The 18,246-nt window shown below is 60.0% G+C and carries 17 protein-coding genes; 15 read left to right on the top strand and 2 right to left on the bottom strand.

Annotation, left to right across the window (positions count from 1 at the left end):
• Positions 1–73 precede the first annotated feature (73 nt).
• From AACY02_RS20350 to AACY02_RS20420, 15 genes are all read left to right on the top strand, one after another.
• Complete coding sequence (locus tag AACY02_RS20350) at positions 74–1,441, top strand: MFS transporter (protein ID WP_339433504.1); 1,368 nt, start codon at positions 74–76, stop codon at positions 1,439–1,441.
• Entirely contained in the window at positions 1,422–1,838 is a 417-nt protein-coding gene (locus AACY02_RS20355; RefSeq protein WP_339433505.1) for a DUF4440 domain-containing protein, read from the top strand. Before AACY02_RS20350 ends, AACY02_RS20355 begins: the two co-directional genes overlap by 20 nt.
• On the top strand, positions 1,835–2,767 hold the full coding sequence (locus AACY02_RS20360) for a flavin reductase family protein (protein ID WP_339433506.1): 933 nt from the start codon (positions 1,835–1,837) through the stop codon (positions 2,765–2,767). The genes AACY02_RS20355 and AACY02_RS20360 overlap by 4 nt, the downstream gene beginning before the upstream one ends.
• Before the next feature lie 13 nt (positions 2,768–2,780).
• A complete protein-coding gene (locus AACY02_RS20365) occupies positions 2,781–4,079 on the top strand; it encodes a Rieske 2Fe-2S domain-containing protein (protein ID WP_339433507.1) in 1,299 nt (432 codons plus the stop codon).
• A complete protein-coding gene (locus AACY02_RS20370) occupies positions 4,060–4,545 on the top strand; it encodes an aromatic-ring-hydroxylating dioxygenase subunit beta (RefSeq protein ID WP_339433508.1) in 486 nt (161 codons plus the stop codon). The genes AACY02_RS20365 and AACY02_RS20370 overlap by 20 nt, the downstream gene beginning before the upstream one ends.
• A gap of 19 nt (positions 4,546–4,564) precedes the next feature.
• Positions 4,565–6,274 (top strand): NAD(P)/FAD-dependent oxidoreductase, encoded by a 1,710-nt coding sequence (locus tag AACY02_RS20375; RefSeq protein ID WP_339433509.1) that lies wholly within the window; start codon positions 4,565–4,567, stop codon positions 6,272–6,274.
• 31 nt (positions 6,275–6,305) lie between these two features.
• Positions 6,306–7,640: an amidase family protein gene (locus AACY02_RS20380; RefSeq protein ID WP_339433510.1), complete on the top strand. Its 1,335-nt coding sequence runs from the start codon at positions 6,306–6,308 to the stop codon at positions 7,638–7,640.
• A 160-nt stretch (positions 7,641–7,800) separates the two neighbouring features.
• Positions 7,801–9,060, top strand: a complete 1,260-nt coding sequence (mtr, locus tag AACY02_RS20385) for a tryptophan permease (protein WP_339433511.1) — start codon at positions 7,801–7,803, stop codon at positions 9,058–9,060.
• 263 nt (positions 9,061–9,323) lie between these two features.
• Positions 9,324–10,238, top strand: coding sequence for a glutamate/aspartate ABC transporter substrate-binding protein (locus AACY02_RS20390; protein ID WP_339433512.1), 915 nt, complete (start codon positions 9,324–9,326; stop codon positions 10,236–10,238).
• Between the two features lie 194 nt (positions 10,239–10,432).
• The gene (locus AACY02_RS20395; protein WP_221732107.1) at positions 10,433–11,179 is read left to right on the top strand and encodes an amino acid ABC transporter permease; all 747 of its coding nucleotides are present in this window, start codon (positions 10,433–10,435) and stop codon (positions 11,177–11,179) included.
• Entirely contained in the window at positions 11,179–11,850 is a 672-nt protein-coding gene (locus AACY02_RS20400; protein WP_339433513.1) for an amino acid ABC transporter permease, read from the top strand. The genes AACY02_RS20395 and AACY02_RS20400 overlap by 1 nt, the downstream gene beginning before the upstream one ends.
• Positions 11,847–12,581 (top strand): amino acid ABC transporter ATP-binding protein, encoded by a 735-nt coding sequence (locus AACY02_RS20405; RefSeq protein WP_339433514.1) that lies wholly within the window; start codon positions 11,847–11,849, stop codon positions 12,579–12,581. Before AACY02_RS20400 ends, AACY02_RS20405 begins: the two co-directional genes overlap by 4 nt.
• A gap of 165 nt (positions 12,582–12,746) precedes the next feature.
• Positions 12,747–14,648, top strand: a complete 1,902-nt coding sequence (locus AACY02_RS20410) for a sensor histidine kinase (protein ID WP_339433515.1) — start codon at positions 12,747–12,749, stop codon at positions 14,646–14,648.
• A complete protein-coding gene (locus AACY02_RS20415; protein ID WP_339433516.1) occupies positions 14,645–15,973 on the top strand; it encodes a sigma-54-dependent transcriptional regulator in 1,329 nt (442 codons plus the stop codon). The genes AACY02_RS20410 and AACY02_RS20415 overlap by 4 nt, the downstream gene beginning before the upstream one ends.
• The gene (locus AACY02_RS20420) at positions 15,973–16,311 is read left to right on the top strand and encodes a GlpM family protein (protein ID WP_339433517.1); all 339 of its coding nucleotides are present in this window, start codon (positions 15,973–15,975) and stop codon (positions 16,309–16,311) included. The genes AACY02_RS20415 and AACY02_RS20420 overlap by 1 nt, the downstream gene beginning before the upstream one ends.
• A 62-nt stretch (positions 16,312–16,373) precedes the next feature.
• On the opposite strand, the gene AACY02_RS20425 is transcribed toward AACY02_RS20420, so the two are convergent.
• Both AACY02_RS20425 and AACY02_RS20430 read right to left on the bottom strand, forming a co-directional pair.
• The gene (locus AACY02_RS20425; protein WP_339433518.1) at positions 16,374–17,039 is read right to left on the bottom strand and encodes a DsbA family oxidoreductase; all 666 of its coding nucleotides are present in this window, start codon (positions 17,037–17,039) and stop codon (positions 16,374–16,376) included.
• Positions 17,040–17,192: 153 nt separating this feature from the next.
• Complete coding sequence (locus AACY02_RS20430) at positions 17,193–18,227, bottom strand: alpha/beta fold hydrolase (RefSeq protein ID WP_339433519.1); 1,035 nt, start codon at positions 18,225–18,227, stop codon at positions 17,193–17,195.
• Positions 18,228–18,246 lie beyond the last annotated feature (19 nt).

Here is an 18,246-nt window from a genome sequence, read left to right on the forward strand (position 1 = left end):
CATTGTTTTAAGCATAGTCGTATCGACACTTCAAGTCCACCGCCCCTATGCTGCGCGGCAAAGGGGATACAACATGAACTATCGCTATAAAATCGCGCTGATTTTTTTGATCGGATTTTTTATTGACTGCATTAATATATTCATGTCGGCTGTGGCATTGCCCAGTATATCGGCAACTTTGCAAGTCAGTACTTCGTCGGTGGCCTGGGTCGCCAATGCTTATATTCTCGGCCTGACCCTGATTATTCCAGTGAGCACCTGGCTCGCGGGCCGCTTCGGCAGTCGCGAGATTCTCACCGCCTCGATGCTGGTATTCACCGGTTCCGTATGGATGTGCGGTTTGTCCGACAGCTTCCATGAACTGGTGATCTGGCGTTTTATCCAGGGCATCGGCGGCGGGCTGCTGATTCCAGTGGGCCAGGCGCTGACGTTCAATCTGTTTCAGGGCGAGCAGCGGGCAAAAATCTCCACGCTGGTCATGGCAGTGGCACTGATCGCCCCGGCCATTTCGCCCACGGTCGGCGGCATCATCGTCGATAGCAGTTCCTGGCGCTGGGTGTTCTACAGCAACATCCCGTTCTCGTTGATCGCTGCCGGGCTGTCGTGGTTCTGGATCAAGGAAAGCAAACCCGCCAGCCTGTCCCGCCCGGACATCAAGGGCCTGTTGCTGGTCAGCGCAGCACTGGCCAGCCTGCTGATGGGCATGTCGCTGTATGGCGGCGACTACCCGGCAGCGGCCGCGATCGCCTGCTTGGTCGCGGGCCTGATATTCATCGCGCTGTACCTTGCGCACTACCGTAAATCCAGCAACGCAATCATCGAACTGAGCCTGCTCAAGAGCAAAAAACTCAGCACTTCGATCTTCATCTATTACGCGATTCCGGGGGTGTTCACCGGGGTCAACCTGATGAGCATTTTCTTCCTGCAGAACACCCTGCACTTCAGCGCCCGGCTGACCGGGATGTTCATGATCCTCTATGCCATCGGCGCATTCATCGCGATGACGATCTGTGGCCGGGTCTACAACCGGGTCGGCGCCAAACGCCTGTTCATCCTCGGCATGCTCTTGCACAGCGCGGGCATCGCCACGCTGATGCTGGTGAATGCGCCGACGGATCTGTGGGTAATCGTGATTGCTTACAGCCTGATGGGCATCGGTGGCGGCATCGGCGCCAACACCGCGCAAACCACTTCGCTGATGGATTTTGCCGGCGGCGACACGCACAAGGCCAGCGTGATCTGGAACATCAACCGGCAAATGTCGTTCAGCCTCGGTGCCGCGCTGTTTCTGATGATCTTCAACCTGCTGCTCAAGCAGTTCGACACCACGGCGGCCTATCACGCGACCTTCGCGATTGCGGCGCTGGTCGGGCTGTTCCCGCTGTTTCAAATGAGCCAATTGAACCCTCCAAAGGAATGTCATGAACAACAACCTGGTTGAACAAGCGCAACACAGCATTCACCACGTGCATGAACTGATTCATCGCGTGTTTACCGATACCGACGGCACGGGCGAAGCCAGCGTGGAACCGCTGATGGCGGTCTTCGCCGAGCACTTCAGCATGGTCACCACCTCAGCCGCGGTGGTCGGCCGGGCGCAGGTCGAACAGTTGTTCAAAGGTGCAATCGGCGCCCGTAAAGGCCTGGAAATCCTGATCAGCGACCTGCATACGGTCTGGCACGAAGGCGCGACAGTAGCGCTACGCTACAAGGAAACCCATCGCCTGAACCAGGTTGAAACGTCGCGCATCTCGGTAGCGATCCTTTGCGTTCAGCACCACGACGTCCAATGGTTGTACCTGCACGAAACGCCAATCAGCCCGGTAAAGCCCGCATGAAATACACCGTCACCCAATGCCGGATGCTGTCGGCGTCGATCAAGGAAATAACGGTCAGCGGCCCGGCCACCCTGGCCGCCATGAGCCATGCCGGGGCGCATTTCAAGTGGTTGATCCCCGGGCTGAGCGACTGCCGTCACTATTCGACGGTACATCTGGATGAGGCCGCCGACGGCAACTTCACCTTTGCTATCCGCCTCTCGCCGGATTCCGCCAGCAGCCGCTACATCGGCGCTCTGGCCGTGGATGACTGCGTGGAACTGGAAGGCCCGTTCAACACCTTCAACTACCCGCTCGACGCCAGCACCGGCCGCGATATCGCCATTGCCGGCGGTATCGGCATTACACCGTTGACCGGCATCCTGCGCCATCTGCATACGCTTGAGCGAACGCCGCTCCTGCACTACTTCGCGAAAAGTGCCGATGACGCCGCTTACGCCGAACATCTGCAAGCTCAGTTGCAGGAGCGCATGCAGTTGCACCTGTCCGGCAGCCGCCCGGCGATCAATCAACTGCTCGCCGACCTCGACGCCGACGACCGTCTCTATGTCTGCGGCCCGACTTCGATGCTCAACGAAATCTTGAGCCATGCCGAAGCCGTCGGCCTGGCCCGTGAGCGCATCCATCTTGAGGTGTTCAACGTTGCCCGCAACGATGCCGCACAAGGCTTTGTGATCGACGCGGCCGACTCTGGCGTTAGCGTCGAAATCGGCCCTGAGCAAACGCTGCTCGAAGCCCTGGAAGCGGCCGGGCTCGATCCGTTGTACGACTGCCGTCGCGGCGAATGCGGCGTCTGCGCACTGGACGTACTGGAAGGCGAAGTCGACCACCGCGACTTCATCATGAGCGAACAAGAAGCTGCCTGTAGCGCACGGATCTATCCCTGTGTTTCACGGGCGAAAAGCCCACGCCTGAAGCTGGCGATCTAAAGAGGACACCCCGTTGGACAACTACTTCAATGGCAGAGAAGTGCATAAATCTCTGTACCTTGATCAGTCACTCTTCGAACAGGAACAACAGCGGGTTTTCGCCGCGAGTTGGTGTTACCTGGGTCACGACAGCCTGATCCCCGAAACCGGTGACTACTTCACTACCACCCTCGCCCAGCAGCCGCTCGCGATGGTGCGCCAGAAGAACGGCGCGATCGTCGTGCTGCACAACCGCTGCCCGCACAAGGGCGTGAAAGTCCTGGCCGAGACTCGTGGCAATGTCGGGCGTTTCATGCGCTGCCCGTACCACGCCTGGACGTTCAAGACCGACGGCGAGTTGTTGAGCATTCCGGTAAAAAAGGAATACGACGACTGCGACCTCAGCAGTTGTTCCGCGCACAAGGGCATGCGCAACGTGGCGGCGGTGCATAACTATCGCGGCTTCGTGTTCGTGCGTTTGACGCAAGAAGGTATCGGCTTCGACGAGTTCTTCGGCGAATCGCTGTCGACCCTCGACAACATGGTCATGCGCTCGCCGCGGGGTCAGTTGAAAGTGATCGGCCAACCGCTGCTGCACCGCCATCGCTGCAACTGGAAGATGGTCGTCGATAACCAGACTGATACCTGCCATCCGATGATCGCTCACGAGTCCTCGGCGGGCGAAGCGATTCGTCTGTGGAAGGAAACCGGGGAACAGGGCAAGCCGCCGATGGCCGTCGAACTGTTCTCGCCGTTCATGGCTTCTTACGAGTTTTTCGCCGGTATGGGCATTCGCGTCTGGCCCAACGGCCACGGGCACACCGGGGTCAGCAACTCGATCCACAAGGCTTACACCGATATTCCCGGTTACTGGGAGTTGATGGTCGACAGCTACGGCGAAGACCAGGCCCGGGCGATCCTCGACGACACCCGGCATAACACCGTGTACTTCCCCAATCTGATGGTCAAGGGCCCGATCCAGACGCTGCGCGTGATCAAGCCGGTCAGCGCCCGGGAAACCATCGTCGAATCGTGGATCTTCGAACTGCAAGGCGCGCCCGTGCAGTTGCTCGAAAGAACCGTGCAATACAACAACCTGATCAACTCGCCGTGCTCGATGGTCGCCCACGACGACGTGGAAATGTACGAGCGGGCGATGGAAGGCCTGGGCAGCGATGCCAACGAATGGGTCAACGTCAGTCGCTTGTTCGAACCCAATGAAACCTACGAGCAGACCCAGGTGGTGTCCGGCACCAGCGAAATGGCGATGCGTAATTTCTATAACAGTTGGCAGCACTTGATGCGGGGCGACCATGCGACACGATCCATCTAATCAACACGCCATCGAGCAACTGATCGAGACCGAACTGCACCTGCTCGACCAGCAGGATTTCGACGCCTGGCAACAATTGCTCAGCGACGACTACACCTACTGGATCCCCATGACCCGCGAGCAACGCAGCCCGTTGCATGAATCATCGCTGGTGTATGAAGACCGCTTTCTGACCACGCTGCGCATCAATCGGCAGGCCAATGCGCGCAACTTTTCCCAGCAGCCCAAGAGCCGCAGCCTGCACATCGCCCAACGCCCGCGCATCACCCTGGATGAATCGTCGTACAGCGCCGTCGCCAGCAGCAACATGCTGTATTGCGAAGCCCGTGGCGACAGCGAATGGCATTACCCGGTGACCGTCGAACACCAACTGATCAATATCGATGGCACCTGGAAAATCCACGGCAAAAAGATCCTGTTGCTCAACCCCGCACGCGCCCTTGAAAGCCTGCAGCTCATTATCTGATCGACCGAGAATCCCCCCTGTGAACCCTACTTCCAAAGGCTCCAACCAGGCGTCCGCGTGCCTGTCTTTTCCCTATGTCGATCTGCTGTATGACTACGGCCAGTTCCTGCGCAATGCCGAAGAAGCCATCGGTTACCTGCCAGTGGAAACCGCCGAGAAACACATCGGTATCGTCGGTGCCGGCCTGAGCGGGCTGGTCGCCGCCTACGAATTGCTGCGCTCGGGTGCACGCCGCGTCACCTTGTTCGAAGCCGAACCGGAACACGTCGGCGGTCGTCTGCTGACCCAGTGCTTTGACGAAGACCAACCGCAATTCATCGCCGAAATGGGCGCCATGCGCTTCCCGCCCAGCGAAGTCGGACTGTTCCATTACCTCAACCGCTTCGGCATCGAAACCACCGAAGCGTTTCCCGATCCGGGCGTCGTCGACACAGAAATCCACTACCGTGGCGAGGCCCATCACTGGGCTGCGATGCAACCGCCGCCGGCCTTGTTCAGCACCGTACACCAAGGCTGGAACGCATTTTTGCGCGAAGGCGTAACACTCGATGACGGCAGCAGTCTCGCACCGCCGCTGCTGCTGACTGAATTGCTCAAGCAGCACAACTACTGCGAAGTGCAGCCGGAGTGGCAGCGCTATCTGGATTGCTTCGGCGACAGCTCGTTTTACTCGGCGATGGTGCGCATTTTCACCGGCAACAATCCGCCCGGCGGCCGGGCGTGGCGCAAGCCGGAAGACTTCCACCTGTTCGGTTCGCTGGGGATTGGCTCGGGCGGTTTCCAGTCGGTGTATCGCGCCTCGTTCACGGAAATCCTGCGGCTGGTGGTCAATGCCCTGGAGGTCAATCAACGCCTGGTGCCCAACGGCATCTCGGCGCTGGCCGAACTGATCGCCGACACCTCGTTCAACGGTATTCAGGTACGCGACATGATCTGTCGCACGCGCATCGAATCGATCAACAAAGGCCCGGACGGGCAAATCCTGCTGGCTGGCAGCAACGGCGAAACCTACGCCTGCGACCGGGTGATTACCACGACCACGACCCGCGCACTGCAAGTCAACCTCAAGCTCACGCAGAACCAGGCCTTCGTCAATCGCGACGTGGCGCGGGCAATCAATGAGACCCATATGGTCGGTTCGTCCAAGTTGTTCATCCTGACCAAGGACAAGTTCTGGCTCAAGCACGGCCTGCCACAAAACATCCAGACCGACACCCTGGTCAAAGGCGTGTATTGCCTGGACTACGCACCGCAGGACCCGGAATCCTGGGGCGTGGTGCTGATCAGTTACACCTGGGAAGATGACTCGCACAAAATGGTCTCGATGTCCGACAAAGTGCAGCGCTGCCTGCGTCTGGTCGATGAGCTGGCGATGAGTGCACCGGAATTTGCCAGCCATCTGCTGCCGCTCGGTGGCGACTACCAGCGCTACGTTCTGGAATACGACTGGCTGACCGACAAGCATGCGCTGGGCGCCTTCAAGCTGAACTTCCCCGGCGACGACATTTATTCCGAACGCCTGTTCTATCAGTTCCGCACCGCGCTCGATCCGAATCAAGACACCGGGTTGTACCTGGCCGGTTGCGGCGCCTCGTTCACCGGCGGTTGGGCCGAAGGTGCGATTCAGACGGCACTCAACGGTGCCTGCGCAGTGATCAGCAGCCTGGGTGGCGACTTGATTGCCGGCAACCCGCTCGATGACCTGCACTCGCAGTATCGCTACTGCTGAATCCGCCCCTTTCAATCGCCGAGATACATTCATGTACAGCCAGCTTTCTATTGAAGCGCTCGTCAACGGATTCCGCAGTGACCAACTCTGCCTGGACACCTGGCAGCAAGCGCTGCGCGATCGTCATGCGATGGCGCAACACCTGAACAGCTTCATCACCTTCGACCCGGCGGCGCTCAAGGCCGATGGGATCGGGCGTGACAGCGCACTGTTTGGCCTGCCCGTGTCGTTCAAAGACAACATCAACGTCAGCGGCATGCCGACCACCGCTGGCACCCCCGGCCTGTCCGATTACTTTCCGCAGCACGATGCGGGCATCGTCCAGCGCTTCAAACAATTGGGCGCACGGGTCGTGGGCAAGAACAACATGCACGAACTGTCGTTCGGCGTGACGTCGGCCAACCATACCCATGGCGCCGTGATCAACCCTGCCAACGAGCGCCACAGCGCCGGCGGCAGCAGCGGCGGTTGCGCCGCCGCTGTCGCCGCCGGGCTGGTGCCGTGCGCGGTCGGCACCGACACCGGCGGGTCTGTGCGTATCCCGGCAGCGTTCTGCGGGATCGTCGGTTTCCGCCCGACCACCGGGCTATATCCCGTAGACGGCATCGTCCCGGTGTCGCAGACCAAGGACACCTCGGGCCTGCTGACCCGCACCGTGGAGGACTGCCAGTTTGTTCACCGCCACCTCACTGGTAGCCGTCCCGTCCGTTTGGCCGATGATCGGCCGCTGCGCATCGGCATCCCGGAACGTTTCCTGTGGGCCAACCTTGAAGATAACGTGCAACGCGACTGCCGCGCCGCGATCGACAGCCTGGCCGATCGCGGCGTGAGCATCGTGCCGGTCGACGATGCCCTGATCGGTGAAATCAACGAAGCCATTCAGTTTCCGTTGCCAATCTATGAGTTCTTCATCGACTTCCCTCGTTTCCTCATGGGGCAAGGGCGTGGTGGGCAGTTCCTCGACATACTCGCGCAGATCCGCGATCCGGCGATCAAGCGGATTCTCACCGCCCAACTGGAAAGCCCGGCGATCTCCTACACCGACTACGTGCAGGCGTTGATGAGCAAGCTGCGCCTGGAAAAGGAATACCGGGCGTTGTTCGGCCAGCACCAACTGGACCTGCTCGCCTACCCTACCGTTGCGTGCAGCGCGCCGTTGCTCAGCGATTGCTCGGACGAGAGCAATTTCGAGACCTTCGTGCGCAATACCGACCCGGCGAGCAACCTGGCGGCGCCGAGCATCAGCATTCCGGTCGCCCGCGCCGGTTCGTTGCCGGTGGGGTTGTCGTTCGATGCGCTGCCGGGGCAGGACGACTTCCTGTTGGCGAGCGTGCGGCAGCTGACGCACCTGCTGAACATCGTTTGAATCGCATCGTGCACAAAACCCTGTGGGAGAGGGCTTGCCCGCGATGGCGGCGGATCAGTCAACAGAGACGTTGAATTCGATGGCCTCTTCGCGGGCAAGCCCGCTCCCACAGGGGTCGTGTTAGCCGTACCTATAACAACTCAAATTGCAGGCCCTTGCCATGCGCGTCACTTCAATAGCTTCCCTTCCCGCTGTCGAACGATCACCTTCGATCCTTGGCGGTGCCATGATCATCGGCGGCACGATCGTCGGCGCGGGCATGTTTTCGTTGCCGGTGGTCATGTCCGGCCTGTGGTTTTACGGCTCGGTGGCGGTCCTGCTGTTCGCCTGGTTCTGCACCCTGCATTCGGGCCTGATGATCCTCGAAGCCAATCTCAACTACCGCGAAGGTGCGAGTTTTTCCACCATCACCCGGGATCTGCTCGGACGCCACTGGAACCGGCTGAACGGCCTGAGCATTGTCTTTGTGCTCTACATCCTGACCTACGCGTACATTTCGGCCAGCGGTTCGGTGATCCGCCATACGGCGCAATCAATGGGCCTGGATCTGTCATCGCGTGTCGGCGGTCTGGGCTTCACGCTCTTGGTGGCGTTTATCGTCTGGCTCAGCACCACGGCAGTCAGCCGCATGACCACGCTGGTGTTCGGGGCAAAAATCCTCGCGTTCTTTCTGACCTTCGGCGGGCTGCTCGGCCATGTGCAAAGCACCACCCTGCTCAATCTCGATAGCGCCGACAGCCACTACTGGCCCTATCTGCTGGTCACCCTGCCCTTCTGCCTGACGTCGTTCGGTTTCCACGGCAACGTGCCGAGCCTGATGAAGCATTACGGCAAGGACCCACAGCGGATTCGCGCCTGCCTGGTCAGCGGCACGCTGATCGCGCTTGGCCTGTACCTGGTGTGGATGCTGTGCAGCATGGGCAACATTCCCCGGGACGGGTTCAAGGACATCGCCCGGCAAGGGGGCAATATCGACGTGCTGATCAGCGCATTGGGCGCGCGACTCAACAGCGCCAACATCGATCTGTTGCTGACCTTCTTCTCTAACTTTGCCGTGGCGTGCTCGTTCCTCGGGGTCACCCTTGGCCTGTTCGATTACCTCGCCGATGTGCTCGGTTTCGATGACAGCCCCATGGGCCGCCTGCAGACCGCCGCGGTCACGTTCCTGCCACCGATGCTGTGTGGGTTGCTCTGGCCCGAAGGGTTTCTTCACGCCATCGGTTTCGCCGGACTGGCCGCTACCCTGTGGGCGGTGATTACCCCGGCCTTGCTGGCCAGAGCCTCGCGCCAACGCTTCGGCAGCCCGCGCTATCGGGTCTGGGGCGGTACGCCGATGATCGTTTTGGTGCTGTTTTTCGGGGTGATCTGCGCGGTTTCGCACCTGCTGTTTGTTTTTGATTGCCTGCCGGTCTGGCGCTGAAGTGGCTGTATTCGGTTTTCCGAACGCGACCTTCCGGTCGATTCGGATAACCGGATCAGTTTTCCCGAATAACACCGACACAAAAACTTAATAACCAAGCAGATCAAGCAGTTAACCACTTTCGACTGGTTTGGCACGACTCATGCTCTACACTCTCGCGACGAATGTCTGTTGAGCCAATCCTTCAGGAGCCGTCAGGCATTCGAAGCACAAAAGGGCCGACGAACTGGCTCCATAAAAAAAACAATGTCGAGGAAAATTTGATGCGCATCGTTCCCCATATCCTGGGCGCAGCCATTGCTGCCGCTCTGATCAGCACGCCAGTTTTCGCCGCCGAACTCACCGGCACCCTGAAGAAAATCAAAGAGTCCGGTGTGATCACCCTGGGCCACCGCGACGCTTCTATTCCTTTTTCCTACATCGCTGATGCGTCCGGCAAACCGGTCGGCTACTCGCACGATATCCAAATGGCCATCGTCGAAGCGATCAAGAAAGACCTCGACCTTCCAGACCTGCAGGTCAAATACAACCTGGTGACCTCGCAAACCCGTATCCCGCTGGTGCAGAACGGCACCGTGGACGTCGAGTGCGGTTCCACCACCAACAACGTCGAGCGTCAGCAGCAAGTTGACTTCTCCGTCGGCATCTTCGAAATCGGCACCCGTCTGCTGTCCAAGAAAGACTCCAAGTACAAGGATTTCGACGACCTCAAAGGCAAGAACGTCGTGACCACCGCCGGCACCACGTCCGAGCGCATCCTCAAGTCGATGAATGCCGACAAGCAAATGGGCATGAACGTCATCTCCGCCAAGGACCACGGCGAGTCCTTCCAGATGCTGGAATCGGGCCGTGCCGTTGCGTTCATGATGGACGACGCGTTGCTGGCAGGTGAAGCCGCCAAGGCCAAGAAGGCGGCTGACTGGGAAGTGACCGGCACTCCACAGTCGTACGAAATCTATGGCTGCATGATGCGCAAAGGCGACGAGCCGTTCAAAAAGGCTGTCGATGACGCCATCAAGGCTACCTACGCCTCGGGCGCGATCAACACCATCTACAACAAGTGGTTCATGCAGCCGATTCCACCAAAAGGCCTGAACCTGAACTTCCCGATGAGCAACGAGCTCAAGGCCCTGATCGCCAATCCGACCGACAAAGCGGCTGACGACAAGAAGTCCTGATTTCTGACTAACCTTGTCCCCTGAAGAGGCACCTGCCTCTTCAGGGGATGGTCACTCCCTGCTGGCATTTTTTGGAAACACTCGAACCGGTGTCTGTCGAGCCGATCGCGTGTGCCTGACCCTCAGGATCAGGCCGGGAACGGAGTTTCCCCAGGCGGGCACTTGTACATCGATCGAATCGAGGGGAGACCCTAATGAATTACAACTGGGACTGGGGCGTGTTCTTCAAGTCCACCGGCGTGGGCAGCGAGACCTATCTCGACTGGTTCATTTCCGGGCTGGGCTGGACCATCGCCATCGCCATCGTCGCCTGGATCATCGCCCTGCTGCTGGGCTCGATCCTGGGCGTCATGCGTACCGTGCCGAACCGCATCGTATCGGGCATCGCGACCTGCTACGTCGAGCTGTTCCGTAACGTGCCGCTGCTGGTTCAGCTGTTCATCTGGTACTTCCTGGTACCCGACCTGCTGCCTCCGGATCTGCAAGAGTGGTACAAGCAGGACCTGAACCCGACCACCTCGGCCTACCTGAGTGTTGTCGTGTGCCTTGGCCTGTTCACCGCCGCGCGGGTCTGCGAACAGGTGCGCACCGGCATCCAGGCGCTGCCTCGCGGCCAGGAATCGGCCGCCCGTGCCATGGGTTTCAAGCTGCCGCAAATCTATTGGAACGTGCTGCTGCCCCAGGCTTACCGGATCATCATTCCACCGCTCACCTCGGAGTTTTTGAACGTGTTCAAAAACTCCTCCGTGGCCTCGCTGATCGGTCTGATGGAGCTGCTCGCTCAAACCAAACAGACAGCCGAGTTCTCGGCCAACCTGTTCGAAGCCTTCACCCTGGCAACGCTGATCTATTTCACCCTGAACATGAGCCTGATGCTGCTGATGCGCGTGATCGAGAAGAAAGTTGCCGTGCCCGGCCTGATCTCCGTGGGGGGTAAATAATGGAATTCGATTTCAGTGGCATCGTCCCGGCCATTCCCGGTTTGTGGAACGGCATGGTGATGACCCTCAAACTGATGGCCATGGGCGTGGTCGGCGGGATCATTCTCGGCACCATCCTGGCGCTGATGCGTCTGTCGCATAACAAGCTGCTTTCGAGCATCGCTGGCGCGTACGTCAACTACTTCCGTTCGATCCCGCTGCTGCTGGTGATCACCTGGTTCTATCTGGCGGTGCCGTTCGTGCTGCGCTGGATTACCGGTGAAGACACCCCGATCGGTGCGTTCGCCTCCTGCATCGTGGCGTTCATGATGTTTGAAGCGGCGTACTTCTGCGAAATCGTCCGGGCGGGTGTGCAGTCGATCCCCAAAGGCCAGATGGGTGCGGCGCAGGCACTGGGCATGACCTACGGCCAGATGATGCGTCTGATCATCCTGCCGCAGGCCTTTCGCAAGATGACCCCGCTGCTGCTGCAACAGAGCATCATTCTGTTCCAGGACACCTCGCTGGTTTACACCGTGGGCCTGGTGGACTTCCTCAACGCGTCCCGCGCCAGTGGCGACATCATTGGCCGTTCCAATGAGTTCCTGATTATTGCCGGTGTCGTGTACTTCACAATCAGCTTTGCCGCCTCGCTGCTGGTCAAGCGTCTGCAAAAAAGGTTTGCCGTATGATCTCCATCAAGAACATCAACAAGTGGTATGGCGACTTCCAGGTGCTGACTGATTGCAGCACCGAGGTCAAAAAAGGCGAAGTGATCGTGGTCTGCGGCCCGTCGGGTTCCGGCAAATCGACCCTGATCAAGTGCGTCAACGCGCTGGAACCGTTCCAGAAAGGTGACATCGTCGTGGACGGCACCTCCATTGCCGATCCGAAGACCAACCTGCCGAAGCTGCGTTCACGCGTGGGTATGGTGTTCCAGCATTTCGAACTGTTCCCGCACCTGACCATCACCGAAAACCTGACCATCGCGCAGATCAAGGTGCTGGGCCGCAGCAAGGAAGAGGCGACCCAGAAAGGTCTGCAACTGCTTGAGCGCGTCGGTCTGTCGGCCCACGCCCACAAGCACCCGGGGCAACTGTCCGGTGGCCAGCAACAGCGTGTGGCGATTGCCCGTGCGCTGGCGATGGACCCGATCGTCATGCTGTTCGACGAACCCACCTCGGCGCTCGATCCGGAAATGGTCAACGAAGTACTCGACGTGATGGTGCAACTGGCCAACGAAGGCATGACCATGATGTGCGTGACCCACGAAATGGGCTTCGCTCGCAAAGTGGCCGACCGCGTGATCTTCATGGACGCCGGCAAGATCATCGAAGACTGCCCGAAGGAAGAGTTCTTCGGCGACATCAAGGCCCGCTCCGAACGTGCGCAGCATTTCCTCGAGAAAATTCTGCAGCACTAAAAGCAACACACCGCTCCCCTCTGTGGGAGCGGGCTTGCTCGCGAAGAGGCCGGCACTTTCAACATTATCGTTGACTGACCCACCGCTTTGGCGAGCAAGCCCGCTTTCACACTGGATCAATGATGATCCTGAGATTTGTGTTGTGGTTGACCCAAGGCATCTGTGATGAAATGCGACCCCACTCTCTATCGCGCCGCGCCGCCATCACTTGCCGTGAAGCCCCGTCTGATTCGTCATTTGTTCCTGCCGCCGCTGGTCATCGCCCTGATGATCGGATTGGGTTACATCGGCTTCTGGACCAGTGAACACTTCGGTATCCGCAGCCTCGGCGAGAACGGCCAGCGTCAGCTAGAACTGCACGCCCGAGCAGTCGAAAGCGAGATCAGCAAATACACCTACCTGCCCAGCCTGCTGGAACTGGAAACCAGTGTCCCGCAACTGCTGGCCGACCCGACCCCGGAACATCGGCAAACGGTCAACCAATACCTTGAGGGCCTGAACCGGCGCAGTCGCAGTCGGGCCATCTACGTTATGGACACCACTGGCCGCGTCCTGGCCACCAGCAACTGGCGCGATGTCGACAGTTACCTCGGTGAAGACCTGTCCTTTCGCGCCTACTTCCAGAAAGCCGTTCGTGGCGAACCCGGACGCTTCTACGGGATCGGCAGCACCAACGGCGAACCCGGTTATTACCTGGCCCATGGCCTGGAAGAACACGGCAAGATCATCGGCGTTGCCGTCGTCAAAGTCAGGCTCGAAGCCATGGAAGAGCGCTGGCAACGGGCGCGCCTCGAAGCGTTTGTCAGTGACGAAAACGGCATCATCATTCTCTCCAGCGATCCGGCCCGACGGCTCAAATCGGTGGTACCGCTGAGCGATGAGACCAAGGAAAAACTCGCCCGCAGCCTGCAGTACTACTGGTTTCCGCTCAACGAACTGCAACCGCTGGCCCGGGAAACCCTGGCCGAAGGCGTGGAAAAACTCACGTTCCCGGCCAACAGTGAATTACAGTCCGATGACGAAAACATCAGTTATCTGGCACAGACCCGCCCCTTAAGCGATACACCGTGGAATTTCACACTGCTCACGCCGCTTCAGGATCTGCGCCGCGAAGCGATCAATCAGGGCATTCTGGTCGCCATCGCGTTTGCCTTGGTCGCCTTCCTGCTGATCGCCTGGAACGAGCGGCGCAAGGTCATCGCCACCCGCCTCGCAGCCCGCGAAGCCTTGCAGCAAGCCAACAATCAACTGGAGCGTCGGATTACCGAACGCACCGCTGACCTGCGCGCCAGCAACGATCGCCTCAAGAGCCAGATTCGCGAACGGCGTCAGGCCGAAGAGACGTTGCGCCGGGCTCAGGATGAGCTGGTGCAGGCGGGCAAACTCGCTGCCATCGGCCAGATGTCCACCAGCATCGCGCACGAATTGAATCAGCCACTGGCGGCCATGCGCACGCTGTCGGGCAACACCGTTCGCTTCCTTGAGCGCGGTCAACTCGATGTCGCCAGTACCAATCTCAAGACCATTAATGACTTGATCGATCGCATGGGCCGGATCACCGCCAGCCTGCGTTCTTTTGCCCGGCGTGGTGACAATCAGGGCCAGGCCAGCCTCGGCAAGGCCGTGGAGGCGGCCCTGCAATTACTCGGCGCACGCCTGGATAGCTCGGCGCTGCTACTGCATCGGCAGTTCAAAGATGTGCAGGTGCAGATCGACCAGACCCGTCTCGAACAGATTCTGGTCAACCTGATCGGCAACGCCCTCGACGCCATGCAAGCGCAGCCGCTGCCCAAGCTGTGGCTGGAGGGTGACGAGTTCAACGGAAAATATCGCCTGCGGGTGCGCGACAACGGCCATGGTGTCGACGCCCAAGTACGCAAGCATCTGTTCGAACCGTTCTTCACCACCAAACCGGGCGAGCAAGGCCTGGGGCTGGGCCTGACCCTTTCTGCCAGCCTCGCGGCCGCCACCGGCGGGCATCTGGGTGTCGAACACCCGGCCAGCGGTGGCACCACCTTCGTCCTCAGTTTACCGTTGGTAAGCCCTACTCCTGCCGAGCCAATATGAACCACGACCTTAGTGTGCTGATCGTCGAAGACGACCCCCATGTCCTGCTCGGCTGCCAACAGGCGCTGACGCTGGAAGACATTCCCTGCATCGGCGTCGGCAGTGCCGAAGAAGCCCTGGAGCGGGTCGGCGACAACTTCGCCGGGATCGTCATCAGCGACATTCGTCTGCCGGGCATCGATGGCCTGGAGTTGCTGACCCGTCTCAAGCAGCGTGACCGCAGCCTGCCGGTGGTGCTGATCACCGGCCATGGCGACATCTCCATGGCCGTCGGCGCCATGCAGAAAGGCGCCTACGACTTTATGGAAAAGCCGTTCTCGCCGGAGCGGCTGGTGGACGTTGCGCGGCGTGCGCTGGAGCAACGCAGCCTCGCGCGCGAAGTCTCGTCGCTGCGTCGGCAACTGGCCGAACGCGATTCCCTTGAAGGGCGGATCATCGGGCGTTCGCCAGCCATGCAAAACCTGCGCGAGCTGATCGCCAACGTCGCCGACACTTCGGCCAACGTCCTGATCGAGGGCGAAACCGGCACCGGCAAAGAACTGGTTGCCCGTTGCCTGCACGATTTCAGTCGCCGTCACAGCAAGCAGTTCGTCGCATTGAACTGCGGCGGTCTGCCGGAAAACCTTTTTGAAAGCGAGATCTTCGGCCACGAGGCCAACGCCTTCACCGGCGCCGGCAAACGCCGCATCGGCAAGATCGAACACGCTGACGGCGGCACGTTGTTTCTCGATGAAGTGGAAAGCATGCCGCTGCCGTTGCAGATCAAACTGCTGCGCGTATTGCAGGAACGCACCCTCGAACGCCTCGGTTCGAACCAGAGCGTGGCGGTGGATTGCCGGGTGATTGCGGCAACCAAGTCCGACCTCGATGAATCGAGCAAGGCCGGCGAATTCCGCAGCGACCTGTATTACCGCCTCAACGTAGTGACCCTGGAGTTGCCGCCACTGCGCGAACGCCGCGAAGACATTCTGCAACTGTTCGAACACTTCACCCAGCAGTCAGCCCTGCGTTTCGACCGTGCCCTGCCGGAACTGGACAACCAGACCCTGTCGAACCTGATGAGCCACGACTGGCCGGGTAACGTGCGTGAACTGCGTAACGTCGCCGAACGCTTCGCCCTCGGCTTGCCGGCCTTCAAGAAGTCCGGCGCCAGCAGCGGTAGCCAGGGGCTGACATTCGCCGAAGCGGTGGAAGCCTTCGAACGCAACCTGCTCAACGACGCCTTGCTGCGCAGTGGCGGCAACCTGACCCAGGCCAGCCTGGAACTGGGAATGGCCAAGACCACGCTGTTCGACAAAGTGAAAAAGTATGGGTTGAGCCACTGATGGATCTGCTACTGAAAGCGGCACTCGGCGCTGCCGTTGTCGTGATTCTGGCGGCGCTGGCCAAGACCCGAAACTATTACATCGCCGGCCTGGTGCCGCTTTTTCCGACGTTCGCCTTGATCGCGCACTATATCGTCGGCAAGGGGCGATCAATCGATGACCTCAAGACCACGATCGTGTTCGGCATGTGGTCGATCATTCCATACTTCGTATATCTGGCGACGTTGTATGTGATGGTCGATCGAATGCGCCTGGAGGCTTCGCTGGCGGTCGCGGCGGTGGCGTGGTTGATGGCGGCGACGGTGTTGGTGACCGTTTGGGTGCGTCTTCACAGTTAAGATCAAAGCCTGTCAGCCCCTCTCCCTGCGGGAGAGGTCTTCAGTGAGGGGCTCGTAGCTCGTCAGTTGACGGTGCCACCCTTGGACTCGGCCATGATCTGCCGGATCGCCCCGACAAAGGTCTCCACCGGCTGCCCGCCCGTCACCGCGTACTGACCGTTGAACACAACGGTTGGCACCGAACTCACCCCGCGCTGCAGCCATACCTGCTCTTCTTCGCGCACCGGCCCGGCAAACTCGTCCGCCGCCAGAATCGCCTCGGCGCGTTGCCGATCCAGCCCGACGTCTTCGGCGATCTGCGCCAATTGCGCGTGATCCGACGGATTTCCGCCATCGGTGAAATACGCCTTGAACAACGCCTCCTTCAACGGCAACTGCAACCCCTCCAGCCCCGCCCAATGCAGCAAGCGGTGGGCATCGAAGGTGTTGTAGATCCGGCTGTTGCCATCGGTGCGAAAGGCAAACCCCAGCTCAGCGCCACGGGCACGGATGGCTTCGCGATTTTTCTGCGACTGCTCCGGGGTCGATCCGTATTTTTCCTGGATATGCTCGGCGATGTTCTGGCCTTCTGGGCTCATTTTCGGGTTCAGTTCGAACGGCTGAAAATGAATCTCGGCCTGCACTTCGTTGCGCAGGATTTCCAGCGCCTGCAACAAGCCATACAGACCGACGACGCACCATGGGCAGGACACGTCGCTGACAAAATCGATTTTCAGAGTGGAATTCATGAGCCACCTCGCGCCGCAAAACCCAGACGATACACCTGTCCGGTCTTGCGGCGACAGTGCTGGCCCCTTCGGGAGCAAGTCCCCTCCCACATTGGCAATGCGTTCCCCTTTGGGAGGGAGCTTGCTACCGGAGGGGGCCCCGCCAAACCTCAGCTACAACAGATTCCCCGCCGCCACCGGTTCGATCTGCGCCCAATGCGACGTGTCCTCACGATGCGCCTGCAGATACGGCAACACCGCCGCCAGCAACGGCGCCTTGAACGCCTCCTGAAAACGGTGGGCCAATCCCGGAATGAGTTTCAACTGGCTGCCACGAATATGCGCCGCCAGGTGCACGCCGTGCATCACCGGCAACAACGGATCAGCCGTGCCATGCACCACCAGCGTTGGCACGCGCAGTTGATTGAGCAGCGCCACCCGGCTCGGCTCGGCCAGGATCGCCATGATCTGCCGCTTCACGCCTTCGGGATTGAACGCCCGGTCGTAGGACACCGCCGCCTGATGCAACAACGCCTGCCGATCATCGGTGACCGAAGGGCTGCCCAGCGCCGCCAGCAAATCCGCCTGTTGTTCCAGTGCCACTTCACGGTTCGGTGCGCTGCGCCGTGACAACAGTTGCACCAATGCCGCACTCGGCGCCGGCAAACCTTCGGCGCCGGAGCTGGTCATGATCAGCGTCAGGCTTTCCACCCGCTGCGGCGCCATGGCGGCGATGTGCTGGGCGATCATCCCGCCCATGCTCGCGCCCAGCACATGGAATTGCTCGATGTGCAGCGCATCCATCAAACCCAGTGAATCCTCGGCCATGTCGGTCAGGCTGTAGGGCGCCGCCACCGGCAGACCGAGTTTGTAGCGCAGCACTTCAAAGGTCAGGTTGGCCTCCGCCGGTGCCTGCCGCCAGGTAGACAAGCCGACATCGCGGTTGTCATAGCGGATGACTCGAAAGCCCTGCTGACACAGCGCAACCACCACCTCATCCGGCCAATGGATCAATTGCCCGCCCAGGCCCATCACCAGCAACAGCGCCGGGTCCGAGGCACGACCGATGCTCTGGTAAGCAAGGCTTACCTGCGCCAGATCAACCCGCTCGGTCGGCACATTCACGTCACAACGCGACGCCGCAGATGCCGGTAAACCGAACAAAAGCGCGGCCAACATGGCCGCGACTGATAGAAACACCTTGTACATGAAAAACACCGAAACGCAG

Source organism: Pseudomonas sp. EA_65y_Pfl2_P78 (genome assembly GCF_963970495.1).
Lineage (GTDB): Bacteria > Pseudomonadota > Gammaproteobacteria > Pseudomonadales > Pseudomonadaceae > Aquipseudomonas > Aquipseudomonas baetica_A.

What these genes read in the sequence shown, in the direction of transcription:
- AACY02_RS20415 (WP_339433516.1), top strand. Translation starts at nt 14,645, where the DNA reads ATGAACCACGACCTTAGTGTGCTGATCGTCGAAGACGACCCCCATGTC.
- AACY02_RS20395 (WP_221732107.1), top strand. Translation starts at nt 10,433, where the DNA reads ATGAATTACAACTGGGACTGGGGCGTGTTCTTCAAGTCCACCGGCGTG.
- AACY02_RS20380 (WP_339433510.1), top strand. Translation starts at nt 6,306, where the DNA reads ATGTACAGCCAGCTTTCTATTGAAGCGCTCGTCAACGGATTCCGCAGT.
- AACY02_RS20355 (WP_339433505.1), top strand. Translation starts at nt 1,422, where the DNA reads ATGAACAACAACCTGGTTGAACAAGCGCAACACAGCATTCACCACGTG.
- AACY02_RS20360 (WP_339433506.1), top strand. Translation starts at nt 1,835, where the DNA reads ATGAAATACACCGTCACCCAATGCCGGATGCTGTCGGCGTCGATCAAG.
- AACY02_RS20370 (WP_339433508.1), top strand. Translation starts at nt 4,060, where the DNA reads ATGCGACACGATCCATCTAATCAACACGCCATCGAGCAACTGATCGAG.
- AACY02_RS20390 (WP_339433512.1), top strand. Translation starts at nt 9,324, where the DNA reads ATGCGCATCGTTCCCCATATCCTGGGCGCAGCCATTGCTGCCGCTCTG.
- AACY02_RS20405 (WP_339433514.1), top strand. Translation starts at nt 11,847, where the DNA reads ATGATCTCCATCAAGAACATCAACAAGTGGTATGGCGACTTCCAGGTG.
- mtr (WP_339433511.1), top strand. Translation starts at nt 7,801, where the DNA reads ATGCGCGTCACTTCAATAGCTTCCCTTCCCGCTGTCGAACGATCACCT.
- AACY02_RS20430 (WP_339433519.1), bottom strand. Translation starts at nt 18,227, where the DNA reads ATGTACAAGGTGTTTCTATCAGTCGCGGCCATGTTGGCCGCGCTTTTG.
- AACY02_RS20400 (WP_339433513.1), top strand. Translation starts at nt 11,179, where the DNA reads ATGGAATTCGATTTCAGTGGCATCGTCCCGGCCATTCCCGGTTTGTGG.
- AACY02_RS20420 (WP_339433517.1), top strand. Translation starts at nt 15,973, where the DNA reads ATGGATCTGCTACTGAAAGCGGCACTCGGCGCTGCCGTTGTCGTGATT.
- AACY02_RS20350 (WP_339433504.1), top strand. Translation starts at nt 74, where the DNA reads ATGAACTATCGCTATAAAATCGCGCTGATTTTTTTGATCGGATTTTTT.
- AACY02_RS20425 (WP_339433518.1), bottom strand. Translation starts at nt 17,039, where the DNA reads ATGAATTCCACTCTGAAAATCGATTTTGTCAGCGACGTGTCCTGCCCA.
- AACY02_RS20410 (WP_339433515.1), top strand. Translation starts at nt 12,747, where the DNA reads ATGAAATGCGACCCCACTCTCTATCGCGCCGCGCCGCCATCACTTGCC.